15 protein-coding genes are annotated in these 14,818 nt (G+C 71.4%); 14 read left to right on the top strand and 1 reads right to left on the bottom strand.

The features are described from left to right. Window positions 1-8: 8 nt before the first annotated feature. Window positions 9-1,673, bottom strand: coding sequence for an alkaline phosphatase D family protein (locus AB0J72_RS03605; RefSeq protein WP_363394003.1), 1,665 nt, complete (start codon window positions 1,671-1,673; stop codon window positions 9-11). 172 nt (window positions 1,674-1,845) lie between these two features. On the opposite strand from AB0J72_RS03605, the gene ftsY reads away from it, so the two are divergent. From ftsY to rplS, 14 genes are all read left to right on the top strand, one after another. Then, a complete protein-coding gene (gene ftsY / locus AB0J72_RS03600) occupies window positions 1,846-3,075 on the top strand; it encodes a signal recognition particle-docking protein FtsY (RefSeq protein WP_354888750.1) in 1,230 nt (409 codons plus the stop codon). Between the two features lie 54 nt (window positions 3,076-3,129). Beyond that, complete coding sequence (locus AB0J72_RS03595) at window positions 3,130-3,918, top strand: aminoglycoside phosphotransferase family protein (RefSeq protein ID WP_360559622.1); 789 nt, start codon at window positions 3,130-3,132, stop codon at window positions 3,916-3,918. A gap of 176 nt (window positions 3,919-4,094) precedes the next feature. Continuing rightward, on the top strand, window positions 4,095-5,489 hold the full coding sequence (locus AB0J72_RS03590) for an ammonium transporter (protein WP_363394000.1): 1,395 nt from the start codon (window positions 4,095-4,097) through the stop codon (window positions 5,487-5,489). A 27-nt stretch (window positions 5,490-5,516) separates the two neighbouring features. After that, complete coding sequence (locus AB0J72_RS03585) at window positions 5,517-5,855, top strand: P-II family nitrogen regulator (RefSeq protein WP_033358035.1); 339 nt, start codon at window positions 5,517-5,519, stop codon at window positions 5,853-5,855. 9 nt (window positions 5,856-5,864) lie between these two features. Continuing rightward, window positions 5,865-8,114 (top strand): [protein-PII] uridylyltransferase, encoded by a 2,250-nt coding sequence (locus tag AB0J72_RS03580; RefSeq protein WP_363393998.1) that lies wholly within the window; start codon window positions 5,865-5,867, stop codon window positions 8,112-8,114. Window positions 8,115-8,161: 47 nt separating this feature from the next. After that, window positions 8,162-9,697, top strand: coding sequence for a signal recognition particle protein (ffh, locus tag AB0J72_RS03575; RefSeq protein WP_363393996.1), 1,536 nt, complete (start codon window positions 8,162-8,164; stop codon window positions 9,695-9,697). Further along, complete coding sequence (locus AB0J72_RS03570) at window positions 9,681-10,775, top strand: amidohydrolase family protein (RefSeq protein WP_363393995.1); 1,095 nt, start codon at window positions 9,681-9,683, stop codon at window positions 10,773-10,775. Before ffh ends, AB0J72_RS03570 begins: the two co-directional genes overlap by 17 nt. Continuing rightward, complete coding sequence (locus AB0J72_RS03565) at window positions 10,772-11,422, top strand: DUF402 domain-containing protein (protein WP_363393993.1); 651 nt, start codon at window positions 10,772-10,774, stop codon at window positions 11,420-11,422. The genes AB0J72_RS03570 and AB0J72_RS03565 overlap by 4 nt, the downstream gene beginning before the upstream one ends. A 2-nt stretch (window positions 11,423-11,424) precedes the next feature. Continuing rightward, window positions 11,425-12,078, top strand: coding sequence for a DUF402 domain-containing protein (locus tag AB0J72_RS03560; protein WP_363394638.1), 654 nt, complete (start codon window positions 11,425-11,427; stop codon window positions 12,076-12,078). Window positions 12,079-12,232: 154 nt separating this feature from the next. After that, window positions 12,233-12,703, top strand: coding sequence for a 30S ribosomal protein S16 (rpsP, locus tag AB0J72_RS03555; protein ID WP_360559628.1), 471 nt, complete (start codon window positions 12,233-12,235; stop codon window positions 12,701-12,703). Further along, on the top strand, window positions 12,678-12,935 hold the full coding sequence (locus AB0J72_RS03550) for an RNA-binding protein (RefSeq protein ID WP_033357826.1): 258 nt from the start codon (window positions 12,678-12,680) through the stop codon (window positions 12,933-12,935). Before rpsP ends, AB0J72_RS03550 begins: the two co-directional genes overlap by 26 nt. Before the next feature lie 3 nt (window positions 12,936-12,938). After that, a complete protein-coding gene (gene rimM / locus AB0J72_RS03545; protein WP_363393990.1) occupies window positions 12,939-13,490 on the top strand; it encodes a ribosome maturation factor RimM in 552 nt (183 codons plus the stop codon). After that, window positions 13,487-14,203, top strand: a complete 717-nt coding sequence (trmD, locus tag AB0J72_RS03540; RefSeq protein ID WP_363393988.1) for a tRNA (guanosine(37)-N1)-methyltransferase TrmD — start codon at window positions 13,487-13,489, stop codon at window positions 14,201-14,203. Before rimM ends, trmD begins: the two co-directional genes overlap by 4 nt. A 98-nt stretch (window positions 14,204-14,301) precedes the next feature. Continuing rightward, window positions 14,302-14,658 carry a 50S ribosomal protein L19 gene (rplS, locus tag AB0J72_RS03535; protein WP_033357828.1) on the top strand — a complete coding sequence of 119 codons (357 nt, stop codon included), beginning with the start codon at window positions 14,302-14,304 and terminating at the stop codon, window positions 14,656-14,658. The last annotated feature ends 160 nt before the right edge of the window (window positions 14,659-14,818 follow it).

The following is a 14,818-nucleotide window of genomic DNA, read 5'->3' as shown; positions in this document are numbered from 1 at the left end:
GGGCAAGGTCAGCTCAGCTGCAGCGACGCGACCTTGCCCAGGGTCTTGTCGGGGCGGGTGCCCTCGATCATGACGTGGGCGGAGCGGCCGTCGAGCAGGAGCACGCCGACCGCGTTGCCGAAGTAGGGGTCGGCGGTCTTGCCCCAGTGGACCGGCGGCGGGGGCAGGCCCACGGAGCGGGCGAGGGCCCGCATCAGCTTCGCGGCGGGCGGGTTCCAGCCGAACTTCATCGCCGGTCGGATGTACTTCGGCATGTCGTTGTGCACCGGCGAGCAGGTCAGCTGGTGCACGGGGCTGACGACGGACGGGCCGAGGTCCGCGCGGGCCGCGTAGGAGTGGTGAACATCACCGGACAGCACGCTGATCGTCGCCGGGGCCGGTGAGACGCCGCCCTCGCCCGCGCCGACCTTGCGCAGCAGGGCGGTGAAGGCGTCGAACGAGCGGGTGAACGCCGCCCAGTGCTCCAGGTCGACCGCCTGGCGGAGCTTCTCGCCGAACTTCGACACCCAGTCGCGCGGCGACTCGGCGATCCGCTCGGTGGCGGCCTCCAGGTGGTGGATCGCCGGCGGCAGCAGCCACGGCAGCGAGGAGCCGATCAGCAGGTGGTCGTAGTCGCCGGGGATCCGCTCGGTGAGCCACTGCCACTCCGACTCCCGGAGCATCGCCCGGTGGCCGCGCTCCAGCACGCGGGCGGCGCGGTTGTCGACCACGATCAGCCGGGTGCGGTCGATGTCGATGGCGTAGCTCCACCGGTACGCGGTGGGCTCGTGGTCCGCGCGGGTGCCGAAGGCGTCCAGGACCCCGGTGGCGTCGCCGCCGGCCCGCATGACCGCGGCATAGACGAAGTCGTCGTCGAGGGCGCTGGGCGCGATGTTGCCCAGGTGCTGGTAGACCCAGTAGGAGGAGAGGCCGGCCTGGATGCGCTGCTCCCACCAGGACAGGTCGGCCATCTTGGCGCGCCACCGGTCGGAGGTGTTCCAGTCGTCGATGATCTCGTGGTCGTCGAAGATCATCACGCTCGGGACGGTGGACAGCAGCCAGCGGATCTCCGGGTCGCCCCACGAGTCAAGATAGAGCTTCGTGTACTCGTGGTAGTCCACCACCTGCTTCTTCGGCGCGTCGGCGCGGCGCTTGCGGCGGCGGAGCCACTTCTGGATCTTCTCGGGGGTCTCGTCCGCGTACACCTGGTCGCCGAGCAGCACCAGCAGGTCGGGCCACTCGGTGGGCGCGTCGGCGTTGATCGACTCGATGAGCCGGCCCGCGTAGGCGTCCAGCGCGTCGGGTGGGAACCGGGTCACGCTCAGTGGGCTCGACTCACGGCAGGAGCCGAAGATCAGCCGGACCGGCGCGCCCGAGGGTCGCGTGCGGATCGCCGAGGGCGGCGAGTGGCTGTCCGGCGGCGGCCAGACCACCGAGCCGTCGATGCTCACCCTGTACGGCGTGACCGCGTCCTCCGGCAGCCCGGACACCACGACCAGGGCGTAGTGGTGCCCGTGGACGGTGAAGGTGCGGGCTGATCCGCCGGCGGGCGCGGCGTCGACCTCGACGGTCGCCGGGTGTGACGTCTCCACCCAGATCGTGGCGCGGTCGCCCTCGACGCGGCGGAGCACGGGTCCCAGCAGCAGTGGGCCGTGGTCCTGGTCGAGCGAGTGGGAGGGGTCGTCGTCCGGCATGTCTGTTGACCTCCAGGACGCCGCTGGGGCGCTTCGGGGCAGGGGCGGACCGTTCGGTGGTGCTTCGGGTGGTACTTCGGTGGTGGTGCGAGGTGCACTGAAGATGATCCTGCGTGGGCCGACCTGGCGCCACTGCAGGCCCCGGAGCGCGTCGTCTGGGAGGATTCCTGCCATGGAGTCGTACATCGTCTTCGGCCTGGTGCTGCTCGTCGTGGTGATCGGGGCGACCCTCGCGCTGGTAGCGCCCCGTTTCCGCAAGCCACCGACCCTCCCGCCGGCGCAGAAGCCGACCGTCACCCCTCCCACCAAGCAGGTGCCGCCCGCTCCGCCGAAGGCGCCGCCGGTGAAGACCGTGCCGCCGCCGGTGAAGGCCCCGCCGCCCGTCGTGCAGGCGCCGCCGCCGACCGTGGAGGCGCCGCCGCCGGTGGTCGAGGCCCCGCCGCCCGTCGAGGTCCCGCCGGTCGAGGTGCCCGAGCCGACCGCCGGGCGGCTGGTGCGGCTGCGGGCCAGGCTGTCGCGCTCGCAGAACGTGTTCGGCAAGGGCCTGCTCGCGCTGCTGTCGCGGGACAAGCTCGACGATGACACCTGGGACGAGGTCGAGGAGACCCTGATCGGTGCCGACGTCGGCGTCGCCGCGACCACGGAGATCGTCGGGAAGCTGCGCGAGCGGGCCCGGGTGCACGGCACCGCGACCGCCTCGGAGCTGCGCGGGATGCTCGCCGACGAATTGGTCGCCGCGCTGCAGCCGGACCTGGACCGCAGCCTCGCCGCCACCGCCCGCGACGGGCGCCCGGCGGTGCTGCTCGTCGTCGGCGTCAACGGCGCCGGCAAGACCACCACCTGCGGCAAGATCGCGCGGGTGCTGATCGCCGACGGTCACACGGTCCTGCTGGGCGCGGCCGACACGTTCCGCGCCGCCGCCACCGAGCAGCTCGCGACCTGGGGCAGCCGGGTGGGCGCCGAGGTGGTCCGGGGCCCGGAGGGCGCGGATCCGGCGTCGGTGGCGTTCGACGCGGTCAAACGGGGTATCGATACGAGTGTGGACACCGTGCTGATCGACACCGCCGGCCGGCTGCAGAACAAGGTCGGCCTGATGGACGAGCTGGGCAAGGTCAAGCGCGTCGTGGAGAAGCACGGGCCGGTCGACGAGACCCTGCTGATCCTCGACGCCACCACCGGGCAGAACGGGCTGGAGCAGGCGCGGGTGTTCACCGAGGTGGTCGATGTCACGGGCGTGGTGCTCACCAAGCTCGACGGCACCGCCAAGGGCGGGATCGTCATCGCCGTCCAGCGCAAACTGGGCATCCCGGTGAAGCTGGTCGGCCTCGGCGAGGGCCCCGACGATCTGGCGCCCTTCGATGCCCGGCAGTTCGTCGACGCACTCGTTGGCACGGACGCGTAACCTCGGACGGAAAGCAAGGCACGCGAAGCTCGATCGGGACGCGAAGGACGACACGTGACGCAGCAGGAGATCCCCCTCCACGGCGGAAACACCTCCGTCGTGGTGCGCTCGGGAGACACCGTGCGCCGCAACGCCGGACCCTGGACGCCGGCGGTGCATGCGCTGCTGCGGCACCTGGAGTATGTCGGGTTCACCGGCGCGCCTCGGGCGTTCGGCATAGACGAGCGGGGCCGCGAGGTCCTGTCCTACCTGGAGGGCGAGCCGGGTAGCTATCCGCTCGCCCCGCACTGGGTGACCGACGAGGCGATGGTCACCGTGGCGACCATGCTGCGGATGTTCCACGACGCGCAGGCCGGGTTCCGCCCGCCGCCCAACGCGGTGTGGCGCTCCTTCGGCCCGCCGCCGCCGGACACCGAGGTCATCTGCCACCACGACGCGGCGCCGCACAACGTGATCTGGCGGCCCGACGGGACGCTGTCGCTGATCGACTTCGACCTCGCCTCGCCGGGCGCCAGGATCTACGACGTCGCCTATGCCGCGTGGACCTGGGTGCCGCTCTTCTCCGACCGCGACTCCTACACCCTCGGCTGGAAGCGGCCGAACCGGCCGCGGCGGCTGCGCATGTTCGCCGACGCGTATGGGCTGACCCCGCGTGACCGGCACCGTCTCGTGCGCGTCATCCGGAAACGGATCGTCGATCACATCGAGGGAATTCGACGCATGGCGGCCGCGGGAGACCCCGCTTTCGTGCGGATCGTGCACAAGGGACATCTCCGTCGTCCGGTCCGTGACCTGCGGCTCATCGACTATGAACGGCACACGCTCGAATACGCCCTTCGATAGGGCTATTTGTGTGTGTGAGCGTTTCTTCACACGCTGGAAACATGACGTGACGCCTTAGAAATCGCTCAGCGCCGGTGCGCGAAACGTGGGCCCTGGAAGCTCTCGCGCAACCGGCTGGAAGGGCGACGCTGCTTCTTCAGGTCGGGAGGGAGGATCTCGACTACTAGGAGGCCAGCGTGCCTGAAGCGACCATCGATACCGGCAACACCGCTTGGTTGCTGGTTTCGACAGCGCTTGTGCTGCTCATGACGCCGGGTCTGGCACTGTTCTACGGTGGCCTGAACCGTTCCAAGGGCGTCCTCAACATGATGATGATGAGCTTCTCGACCATCGGGCTCGTCAGCATTCTCTGGCTGTTCTACGGCTTCTCGGCCTCGTTCGGCACGGACAGCCTGGGTGGCTTCATCGGTAACCTCGGCGACTACATGGGCTCCAAGACCTACACGGACCTGTTCTGGGGGGCCACGGACGAGAACCCGTCCGGCATCGGCATCCCGACGTACGTCTTCATGGTCTTCCAGATGACGTTCGCCGTCATCACGGTCGCCCTGATCAGCGGCGCGATCGCCGACCGGGCCAAGTTCGCCGGCTGGCTGCTGTTCGCGTTCGGCTGGGCCACGCTCGTCTACTTCCCCGTCGCCCACAACGTGTGGGGCGGTGGCTGGATCTTCCAGAAGCTGCACCCGCTCGACTTCGCCGGTGGCACCGCCGTCCACATCAACGCCGGTGCGGCAGCGCTGGGCGTGGCACTGGTCCTCGGCAAGCGCATCGGCTGGCCGCGGGAGAGCATGAAGCCGCACAACGTGCCGTTCGTCGCCCTCGGCGCCGGTCTGCTGTGGTTCGGCTGGTTCGGTTTCAACGCGGGCTCCGAGCTCACGGTCGACGGCGTGACCGGCCTCGCGTTCGTCAACACCCAGGTCGCGACCGCCGCCGCGGTGCTCGGCTGGGTCATCGTCGAGTGGATTCGTGACCGGAAGCCGACCCTGGTCGGTGCCTCCTCCGGCGCCATCGCCGGTCTGGTCGCGATCACCCCCGCCTGTGGCTTCATCGACTCGTGGGCCGCGGTCCTGCTCGGCCTGGCCGCCGGTATCGTCTGCGCCCTCGCGGTGAGCCTCAAGTACCGCTTCGGCTTCGACGACTCGCTCGACGTCGTGGGCGTCCACTTCGTCGGCGGCTGGCTCGGCTCCCTGGCGCTGGGCTTCTTCGCCAACTCGGACATCAACTCGGCGATCACCGACGTCGTCGGCGCCAAGGACGGCCTGTTCTTCGGCGGCGGCGCGGCCCAGCTCGGCGCGCAGGCAGCGGCGAGCGCCATCGTGACGGTCTACTCCTTCGCGATCGCCTTCGTCCTCGCCTTCATCATCGAGAAGACGATCGGGTTCCGGGTCAGCGCGGAGGCCGAGGTCGAGGGCATCGACATCTCGGAGCACGCGGAGAGTGGTTACGATCTCCACAACCCGGGTGGTGGCGGCGGCTCGGCCGGTGCCTTCGCCCTGGCGGGGATCGGTGGAAGCGCAAGTGCATCAGCACCGGCGGCGCAAGCCCCGGCGTCGGAATCAGTTGCCGGTTAGCGTCGAGGGATGACGGAGGGAATGGGCATGAAGCTGGTGACCGCGGTCATCAAGCCGTACCAGCTCGACGCGGTGAAAGAGGCCCTGCACGCGCTTGGCGTGGCCGGCCTGACCGTGAGCGAGGTTCAGGGATACGGACGTCAGAAGGGCCACACCGAGGTCTACCGCGGTGCGGAGTACACGGTGGAGTTCGTCCCGAAGATCCGCGTCGAGATCGTCACCGACGAGTTGGACTTCGAGAAGGTCGTGGACGCCATCGTCACCGCCGCCCGCACCGGCAAGATCGGTGACGGCAAGGTGTGGGTCACCTCGGTCGACGAGGTCATCCGGGTCCGCACCGGCGAGCGCGGCCTCGACGCGCTGTAGCCGGCAGACGTGACGCAACTTCCGGCGCCCGCCCCGGTCCTTTCGACCGGGGCGGGCGCCGCCGCGCGTGCCTCACGCTCGGCGGCCCTCGACTCCTGGCTCGCGGACGTCTACACCTTGGCGGGCGGTGCCGGCGAGGGCGCCGCGCTGGTCGCCGTCGGCGGTCTCGGCCGCCGCGAATGCGCCCCGCGCAGCGACCTCGATCTCGTCCTGCTCCACTCCGCCGGTGGCGCCGCCGCCGCCGACGAGGTCGGCACGCGGATGTGGTACCAGATCTGGGACGCCAAGTTCGCGCTCGACCACTCCACCCGTACCCCCGAGCAGGCCCTGGAGCTGGCTCAAAAAGACCTGAAGGTGGCGCTCGGGCTGCTCGACGCCCGGCTCGTCGCCGGCGACGGCCGCCTGCTGGACCGCCTGCACGCCGACGCCGTCGCGCAGTGGCGGCGCGAGGCCCGGCACCTGCTGCCCGCGCTGCGCGCGCTCACCCAGGCCCGCTGGGACGCCCACGGCGAGCTGGCCTTCCTGCTCGAAGGCGACGTCAAGGAGTCCCGGGGCGGCCTGCGCGACGTGGGCGTGCTGCGCGGCATCGGCTTCGCCGGCGTCGCCGACGGTCCCCGGCCGGCGGTTCGCGGCGCGTACCGCACCCTTCTCGACGTCCGGGACGCGCTGCACGCCGTGCGGGGCCGCCGCGTCGACCGGCTGCTCGCCCAGGACCGCGACGAGGTCGCCGAGCTGCTCGACCTCGGCGACCGTGACGAGGTGCTGCGGCGCATCGCGGAGGCGGCCCGCACCATCGCCTACGCCAGCGACGACGCCTGGCGCGCGGTCGAGCGCTGGTCCTCGCCGGCCACCCGCGGCCTCGCCGGGCGCCGGCCCCTCGCCCGTGACGTCGTCGAGCAGCACGGCGAGGTCGTCCTCGCGCGGGCGGCCGTGACGCCGCGGCCCGACCCGTCGCTGCCGCTGCGCGTCGCCGCCGCCGCGGCCCGCGCCGACCTGCCGATCGCGCACGCGACGCTGGAGTGGCTCGGCCAGTTCGCCGCGCCGATGCCGCAGCCGTGGCCGGCGCCGGCCCGCGACGCCCTGCTCACGCTCCTGGGCGGCGGCCCGTCGATGATCTCGATCTGGGAGGCGTGCGACCGGTACGGGCTGGTCGTGAACTGGCTCCCCGAGTGGGCCCGGATCCGCAGCCTGCCCCAGCACAACCCGGTGCACCTGTTCACCGTCGACCGGCACCTGGTCGAGACCGCCCGGCACGCCACGAAGCTGTCCCGCGACGTCGACCGCCCCGACCTGCTGGTGCTCTGCGGCCTGCTGCACGACATCGGCAAGGGCCTGCCCGGCGACCACAGCACCGTCGGCGCGCCGATCGCCGCCGCCATCGCCGCCCGCCTCGGCCTGCCGCCCATCGACGTCGACCTGGTCGAGCGGGTCGTCCGGCTGCACCTGCTGCTGCCGGACACGGCGACCCGCCGCGACCTCAGCGACCCGCGGACGATCGCGGGGGTCGCCGGCGCCGTCGGCGACCACTCGACCCTGTCCGTGCTGCACGCGCTCGCCCGCGCCGACGCCGCCGCGACCGGGCCCGCCGCCTGGTCCGACTGGAAGGGCCGGCTCATCGTCGAGCTGGTCCGGCACGTCGAGCGGGCCCTGGACACCGGGGTGGTCGCGGCGCCGCCGTCGCCGGCCGCCGCGCTGCCCGTCGCCGGGAAGCTGCCCGCGGTGCACGTCGACACCGACGTCGTGTCGGTGACCGCGCAGGACCGGCGGGGGCTGCTCGCCGCGGTGGCCGGCTGCCTGTCGCTGCACCGCCTCGACGTGGTGGCCGCCGACACGATCAGCACGGGTGACCTGGCCAGGATGGTCTGCGCCGTCCAGCCGCGGTACGGCGGGGAGGTCGACCGGGAGGCGGTCGCCAGTGACCTGCGCCGCGCCGTGCTGGGCGAGCTGCCCGTCGCCGAGCGGCTCGCCGCCCGGGAGCGCTCCGCCAGGCAGCGCAACACCGTCCCGCCGCGCGTGGTGTGGCAGCCGGCGAGCGCCGCCACCGCCGCCACCGTCCTGGAGCTGCGCGCCTCCGACACTCCAGGGTTGCTCTTCCGGGTCGCGCACGCCCTGGAGGACGTCGGCGCCGACGTGCGCTCGGCCCGCATCTCGACCCTCGGCGGCGAGGTCGTCGACGCCTTCTACCTGGCCGGGGAGCTGTCCGCGGACGACCGCGCCCGGGTGGCGGACGCGGTGCTGCAGGCGGCGACGCCCGGGTAGCGTCGGTTACCCTTTGCAGCAGCGCCTACCTCGAGGACGGATTCGTCGTGTTTGACACCCTGAGTGATCGGCTCTCCGGCATCTTCACGAAGCTGAAGGGCAAGGGTCGGCTCACCGAGGCGGATGTCGACGCCACCGCGCGGGAGATCCGCCTCGCGCTGCTCGAGGCCGACGTCGCGCTGCCGGTGGTGAAGGACTTCATCGCCCGGCTCAAGGAGCGCGCCCGCGGCGCCGAGGTGTCCAAGGCCCTCAACCCGGCCCAGCAGGTCATCAAGATCGTCCACGAGGAGCTGGTCGCGACGCTCGGCGGCGAGGCGCGCCGGCTGCAGTTCGCCAAGACCGCGCCCACCGTGATCATGCTCGCCGGCCTCCAGGGCTCCGGCAAGACCACCCTGGCGGGCAAGCTCGCCCGCTGGCTCAAGGCGCAGGGCCACCAGCCGCTGCTCGTCGCCTGTGACCTCCAGCGCCCCAATGCCGTCAACCAGCTGCAGGTCCTCGGCGGCCGGGCCGGCGTCGAGGTCTATGCGCCGCAGCCGGGCAACGGCGTCGGCGACCCGGTCAGCGTCGCCCGCGAGTCGATCGAGCACGCCCGCCGCCAGATGCGCGACATCGTGATCGTCGACACCGCCGGCCGGCTCGGCATCGACACCGAGATGATGCAGCAGGCCGCCGACATCCGCGACGCCGTCGACCCCGACGAGGTCATCTTCGTCATCGACGCGATGATCGGTCAGGACGCGGTCACCACCGCCCAGGCCTTCCGCGACGGCGTCGGCATCACCGGTGTCGTGCTGTCCAAGCTCGACGGCGACGCCCGCGGTGGTGCGGCGCTCTCCGTCCGCCACGTCACCGGCCAGCCGATCATGTTCGCGTCGACCGGTGAGAAGCTCGAGGACTTCGACGTCTTCCACCCCGACCGGATGGCCTCGCGCATCCTCGGCATGGGTGACGTGCTCACGCTCATCGAGCAGGCCGAGGCCGCCTTCGAGGACGACCAGAAGGAGCGGATGGCCGCCAAGCTCATGGGCGGCGAGACGTTCACCCTGGAGGACTTCCTCGAGCAGCTGCAGGCGGTGCGGCGGATGGGCCCGATCGCCAACGTGCTGGCCATGATGCCGGGCATGGGGCAGATGAAGGACCAGATCGCCGAGATCGACGACAAGCACTTCGACAAGGTGACGGCGATCATCCGCTCGATGACCCCCGGCGAGCGCACCAACCCCAAGATCCTCAACGCGTCGCGCCGGGTGCGCATCGCCAACGGCTCCGGTGTCACCGTCACCGACGTCAACCAGCTGCTCAACCGCTTCGCCGACGCGCAGAAGATGATGAAGCAGATGAGCGGCATGATGGGCATGCCCGGCATGCGCCGCAAGGCCACCAAGTCGCCGAAGAACAAGCGCAAGGGCAGCAAGAGCGGCGGTGGCGGCGCCCGCCAGCCCCGGCTCGGCGGCGGCGTGCCGCAGCTGCCGCCCGGCTTCGACCCGGCGGCCATGGACCCGAATGCGGCGGGGCTGCCGGCCGGCTTCAAGCTGCCGAAGCTCGACTTCTCGAAGCTGCAGAAGCGTGACGGACAGTCCTGAGGCGCTGCACGTCCGGGGCGTTCTCCTCCCGGACGACACGCAGACCGACATCTGGCTCGTCGGCGACCGGGTGACGCTGTCACCCGTGCCGGGTGCCGTGACCGTCGCCGACGGCGGCTTCGTGCTGCCGGGGCTCGTCGACGCGCACTGCCACCTGGGCATCGCGCCGGGCGGGCACCCGTCCGCCGGCGTCGCCGCCGCCCGGGAGCTGGCGCTGGTCGACCGTGCCGCGGGCGTGCTCGCGATCCGTGACGCGGGGTCGCCCATCCCGTACCCGATGCTCGACGACGACCCGGAGATGCCCCGGCTGGCCAGGGCGGGCCGGCACGTGGCGCCGCCGAAGCGCTACCTGCGCGACATCGGCGTCGAGGTCGGCGCCGCGTCGCTCGCCGAGGAGGTCACCCGGCAGGCCGGGCTCGGCAACGGCTGGGTGAAGCTCGTCGGCGACTGGATCGACCGGGGCGTCGGCGATCTCGCCCCGGCCTGGGACCTGGACGCGATGGCCGGCGCGGTCGCCGCCGCGCACGCCGCCGGGGCTCGCGTCGCGGTGCACACGTTCGCCGAGGAGTCCGTCGCGGCGCTCGTGCGCGCGGGCGTCGACTCCGTCGAGCACGGCACCGGCCTGTCGCCGGACGACATCGATCTCATGGCCCGGCAGCGGACCGCGCTCGTCCCGACCATGATCAACATCGAGACGTTCGACGGGATCGCCGCGACGGCCTCGGGCAAGTTCCCGGCGTACGCCCAGCACATGCTGGCGCTGAAGGACCGCTTCCCGTCGGTGGTGCGGGCGGCGCACGAGGCGGGAGTGCCGATCTACGTCGGCAGTGACGCCGGTGGCGGCATCGCCCACGGGCTCGCCGCCCAGGAGATGCTGCTGCTGCACCACGAGGCCGGCATGCCGGCGCTCGACGTGCTGCGGGCCGGCTCGTGGGGCGCCCGCGAGTGGCTGGGCTTCCCGGGCCTCGTCGAGGGTGGCCTGGCCGACCTGGTGGTCTACGACGGCGACCCCCGCGCGGACCTCACGGAGCTGCTCCGTCCCCGCCGGATCGTCCTCAAGGGCCGGGTCGTCAGGTGACGCTGAGCCCCGGACGGGCCGTGCTGCACCGGCATTTCGCCCGTGACACGCTCGTCTGGGCGCCGCTGGCCAGGGTCGTCGCCGACGACGAGCTCGGGCTGCGCCTGTGGATGGCGACCGGCAGCCCGCTCATCCGCGAGGTCACCACCGACGGCCGGGGGCCGCGGGACATGCCCTTCGCCGAGTGGGTGCTCGCGCCGAAGAAGATCATCCAGGATGTGTACCGGGGACCGAGCACGCTCAAGTTCAACCCGCGCGGCGCCGCGTACTCGGTGTGGTGGCTGTTCGACCCCGCCGGTCGCTTCCGGGCCTGGTACGTCAACCTGGAGGAGCCGTCCGTCACGTGGGACGACGGTGCCGTGGCCGGCGTCGACCTGACCGACCAGGACCTGGACATCTGGGTCTGGCCCGACCGGCGCTGGGACTGGAAGGACGAGGACGAGCTCAACGAGCGCCTCGCCTTCCCCGAGCACTACTGGGTGGGCGACGCCGAGGCGGTCTGGGAGCAGGGGCGGCGGGTCGTGCCGGCGATCGAGGCCGGCATGTGGCCCTTCGACGGCACCTGGACCGACTTCCGGCCGCCGGCCGGCTGGAGCATCCCCCCGCCCGTCGCCGAGGGCTGGGACCGACCGAGGGAGCGTCGTTGAGCGTGAGGTTCACGCCCGGGCAGGTCATCGTGCACCGCAACGTGCGCCTGGGCCGGCTCGGGTGGGTCCGGCCGGCCCGGGTCGTCTCCGACGACGAGCGCGGCCTGCTGCTGTGGATCGCCCGGGGCACCCCGGTGGTCAACGAGGTCTCCGGCGACGGCTTCGGCATGCGCACGATGCCCTTCGCCGAGTTCGTGACCCGGGGCACGGCGCTGAAGCACGGCACCTGGGACGGGCCCGGTGTGCTCAAGCTGCACCGGCCCGGCGACCCGGCGCACTCGGTCTGGTGGTTCCACGACGAGCGGGACCGCTTCAAGAACTGGTACGTCAACCTGGAGCGCCCGGCGGTCCGCTGGAGCGACGAGGGCGGCGCGTCCGGCGTCGACGTCACCGACTGGGACCTCGACATCGTGGCGGCCCCGGACCGGACCTGGCACTGGAAGGACGAGGAGGAGTTCCTGGAGCGCCTCGCCCTGCCGGAGCACTACTGGGTGCCCGACGAGGCCTTCGTGCGGGCCGAGGGTGAGCGGGTCGTGAAGGAGATCGAGGCGGGTGACTTCCCGTTCGACGGCACGTGGACCGACTTCACCCCGCCGGCGAGCTGGACGGTCCCGGATCTTCCGCAGGGTTGGGACCGCGGTTTTTGCGGTGGGTAGCGGGTCTGGCACAATGGACTGCTGGTATCAGGTTTCGCGTCGAGCCCTCTAACCCGGCGTCGGGTCCTTTCCATCAGAGCAGCCGAAGGCGCCAATCCCCACGGTGTCCGGACGTTCGCTCGGCTTCCACACAGATCCAGGAGCGAGCAACCAAGTGGCCGTCAAGATCCGGCTCCTGCGGATGGGCAAGATCCGCAACCCGCAGTACCGCATCGTCATCGCCGACTCGCGCACCAAGCGTGACGGTCGGGCGATCGAGTTCGTCGGGCTTTACCACCCGAAGGAGGAGCCCTCGCGCATCGAGGTCAACTCCGAGCGCGTCCAGCACTGGCTGTCGGTCGGCGCGCAGCCGAGCGAGGCCGTGCAGGCGATCCTCTCCAAGACCGGTGACTGGCAGAAGTTCAAGGGTCTGCCCGCGCCGGCCGAGCCGCTGAAGGTCAAGGCCGTCGCCGCCGACCGCCGCGCCACCTACGAGGCCGAGGCGCAGGCCGCCGCCGGTCTCGCCGAGGCGCCGAAGGCGAAGAAGGCCGAGCCCAAGAAGAAGACCGAGGCCGAGGCTCCGGCCGAGGCCCCGGCCGCGCAGGCTGAGGAGCAGACCGGTGCCGGCGCCGGCGCGGAGGCCTGACGTGTTGCGCCCCGCGCTGGAGCACCTGGTCAAGGGCATCGTCGACAACCCTGACGATGTCCGCGTCCGCATGGTCGACTCCCGTCGCGGTCAGCGCCTCGAGGTCCGGGTCAACCCGGAGGACCTCGGCACGGTGATCGGTCGCGGTGGTCGCACCGCGAAGGCGCTGCGCCAGGTGATCACGTCGATCGGTGGTCGCGGCGTCCGCGTCGAGATCGTCGACGCGTACTGATCCATGCTCCTCGTCGTCGGTCAGATATTCCGTGCGCACGGCATCCGCGGCGAGGTCGTCGTGGACATCCGCACGGATGATCCGGCAGATCGTTTCGCCGTCGGGTCGGTCCTGGTGACCGACTCGACGGCGGTCCGGCATCTGCAGAAGGTCCCGGCCGGTGCCTGGCGCCCGCCGGCGACCGTCACCGTCGAGTCGGTCCGCCCGCACCAGGGCCGGCTGCTCGTCGTGTTCGAGGGCATCTACGACCGCAACCTCGCCGAGGACATGCGCGGCGTGCTGCTCTGCGTCGACAGCGCCGACATTCCCGCCCCGACGGACCCCGACGAGTTCAACGACCACGACCTCGTCGGTCTCTCGATCGTCGACGTGGCGGGGGAGAAGGTCGGCGAGCTGCTGCGCATCGACCACGCCCCGGCGCACGACCTGCTCGTCGTGCGGCTGGTCGACGGGCGCACCGGCCTCGTGCCGTTCGTCCGCGAGATCGTGCCCGAGGTCGACGTGCCGGGTGGGCGGATCGTCATCACCCCGCCGGAAGGCCTCTTCGACCTATGAGGGTCGACGTCGTCACGATCTTCCCGGAGTACCTCGCCCCGCTCGACCTTTCGCTCATCGGCAAGGCCCGCCGCACCGGGATCCTCGAGCTCGCCGTGCACGACCTGCGGACCTGGACGCACGACGTGCACCGCACCGTCGACGACACGCCGTATGGCGGCGGTCCGGGCATGGTGATGCGGCCCGAGCCGTGGGGGCAGTGCTTCGACGCCCTCGCGTCGCCTTCCACGCATCTCGTCGTTCCCACGCCCGCCGGTGTGCCGTTCACCCAGGACCTCGCACGCGAGTTTTCTTCGGAGTCGCACCTTCTGTTCGCTTGCGGGCGATATGAGGGGATCGACCAGCGGGTGATCGACCACGCGGCCACCCGGATGCGGGTGAGCGAGGTCTCGCTCGGCGACTACGTCCTGTTCGGCGGCGAGGTCGCCGTGCTGGTCGTCATGGAGGCGGTGACCCGGCTGCTGCCGGGCGTGCTCGGCAACGCCGACTCCCTGGTGGAGGAGTCACACTCCGCCGGTGTACTGGAAGCGCCCATGTACACGAAGCCGCCGACCTGGCGGGGGCTGGACGTGCCCGAGGTGCTGCGCTCCGGCGACCACGGCAAGATCGCCCGCTGGCGGCGCGAGGAGGGCCTGCGGCGCACCGCTTCCCGGCGGCCCGACCTGCTCGAGGGGACCGGATTTCAGGTTCCGGGTGTCGATGTGGCAAAGTAGTGGGGTTGCTGCGGGCCGACGCCTGCGCACCTCCTGATCATCTTTACGTTCGCGCGCCATGGATTCGGGCGTGCCTTGAGTGACGAGGAACTGCCGCGATGAACACGCTGGACGCGCTCGACGCAATGTCGCAGCGGACCGATATCCCGAGCTTCCGCGCCGGCGACACCATCAAGGTGCACGCGCGGGTCGTCGAGGGCAACCGGTCCCGGGTCCAGGTCTTCCAGGGCGTCGTGATCCGTCGCCAGGGCGACGGCCTGCGCGAGACCTTCTCGGTCCGGAAGGTGAGCTTCGGCGTCGGCGTCGAGCGCACCTACCCGGTCAACAGCCCCGCCGTCGACCGCATCGAGGTCGTCACCCGCGGTGACGTGCGCCGGGCCAAGCTCTACTACCTGCGCGACCTCCGTGGCAAGAAGGCCAAGATCAAGGAGAAGCGCGAGACCAAGGTCGGCTGAGCCGCACCCTGATCGACTTCCGACGAGGAGGACCCGTCCACGGGCCCTCCTCGTCGTCGTTGTGCGGGCAGGGCACGATTGGGGGGAACCGCCCCCGGGCCGCCCCCTTTGTGTTTTTAGGATAGGGTGTGAGATAGGTAAATAGAAACGGCTAAAACCC

The sequence above is a fragment of the Dactylosporangium sp. NPDC049742 genome, from assembly GCF_040674675.1.
Taxonomy (GTDB): domain Bacteria; phylum Actinomycetota; class Actinomycetes; order Mycobacteriales; family Micromonosporaceae; genus Dactylosporangium; species Dactylosporangium maewongense.
This window is presented reverse-complemented; position numbering and strand designations above follow the sequence as displayed.

Excerpts from the sequence above, each read along its gene's own strand:
- rplS (WP_033357828.1), top strand. The coding sequence starts at position 14,302 with ATGAACACGCTGGACGCGCTCGACGCAATGTCGCAGCGGACCGATATC.
- ftsY (WP_354888750.1), top strand. The coding sequence starts at position 1,846 with ATGGAGTCGTACATCGTCTTCGGCCTGGTGCTGCTCGTCGTGGTGATC.
- AB0J72_RS03605 (WP_363394003.1), bottom strand. The coding sequence starts at position 1,673 with ATGCCGGACGACGACCCCTCCCACTCGCTCGACCAGGACCACGGCCCA.
- rimM (WP_363393990.1), top strand. The coding sequence starts at position 12,939 with ATGCTCCTCGTCGTCGGTCAGATATTCCGTGCGCACGGCATCCGCGGC.
- trmD (WP_363393988.1), top strand. The coding sequence starts at position 13,487 with ATGAGGGTCGACGTCGTCACGATCTTCCCGGAGTACCTCGCCCCGCTC.
- AB0J72_RS03585 (WP_033358035.1), top strand. The coding sequence starts at position 5,517 with ATGAAGCTGGTGACCGCGGTCATCAAGCCGTACCAGCTCGACGCGGTG.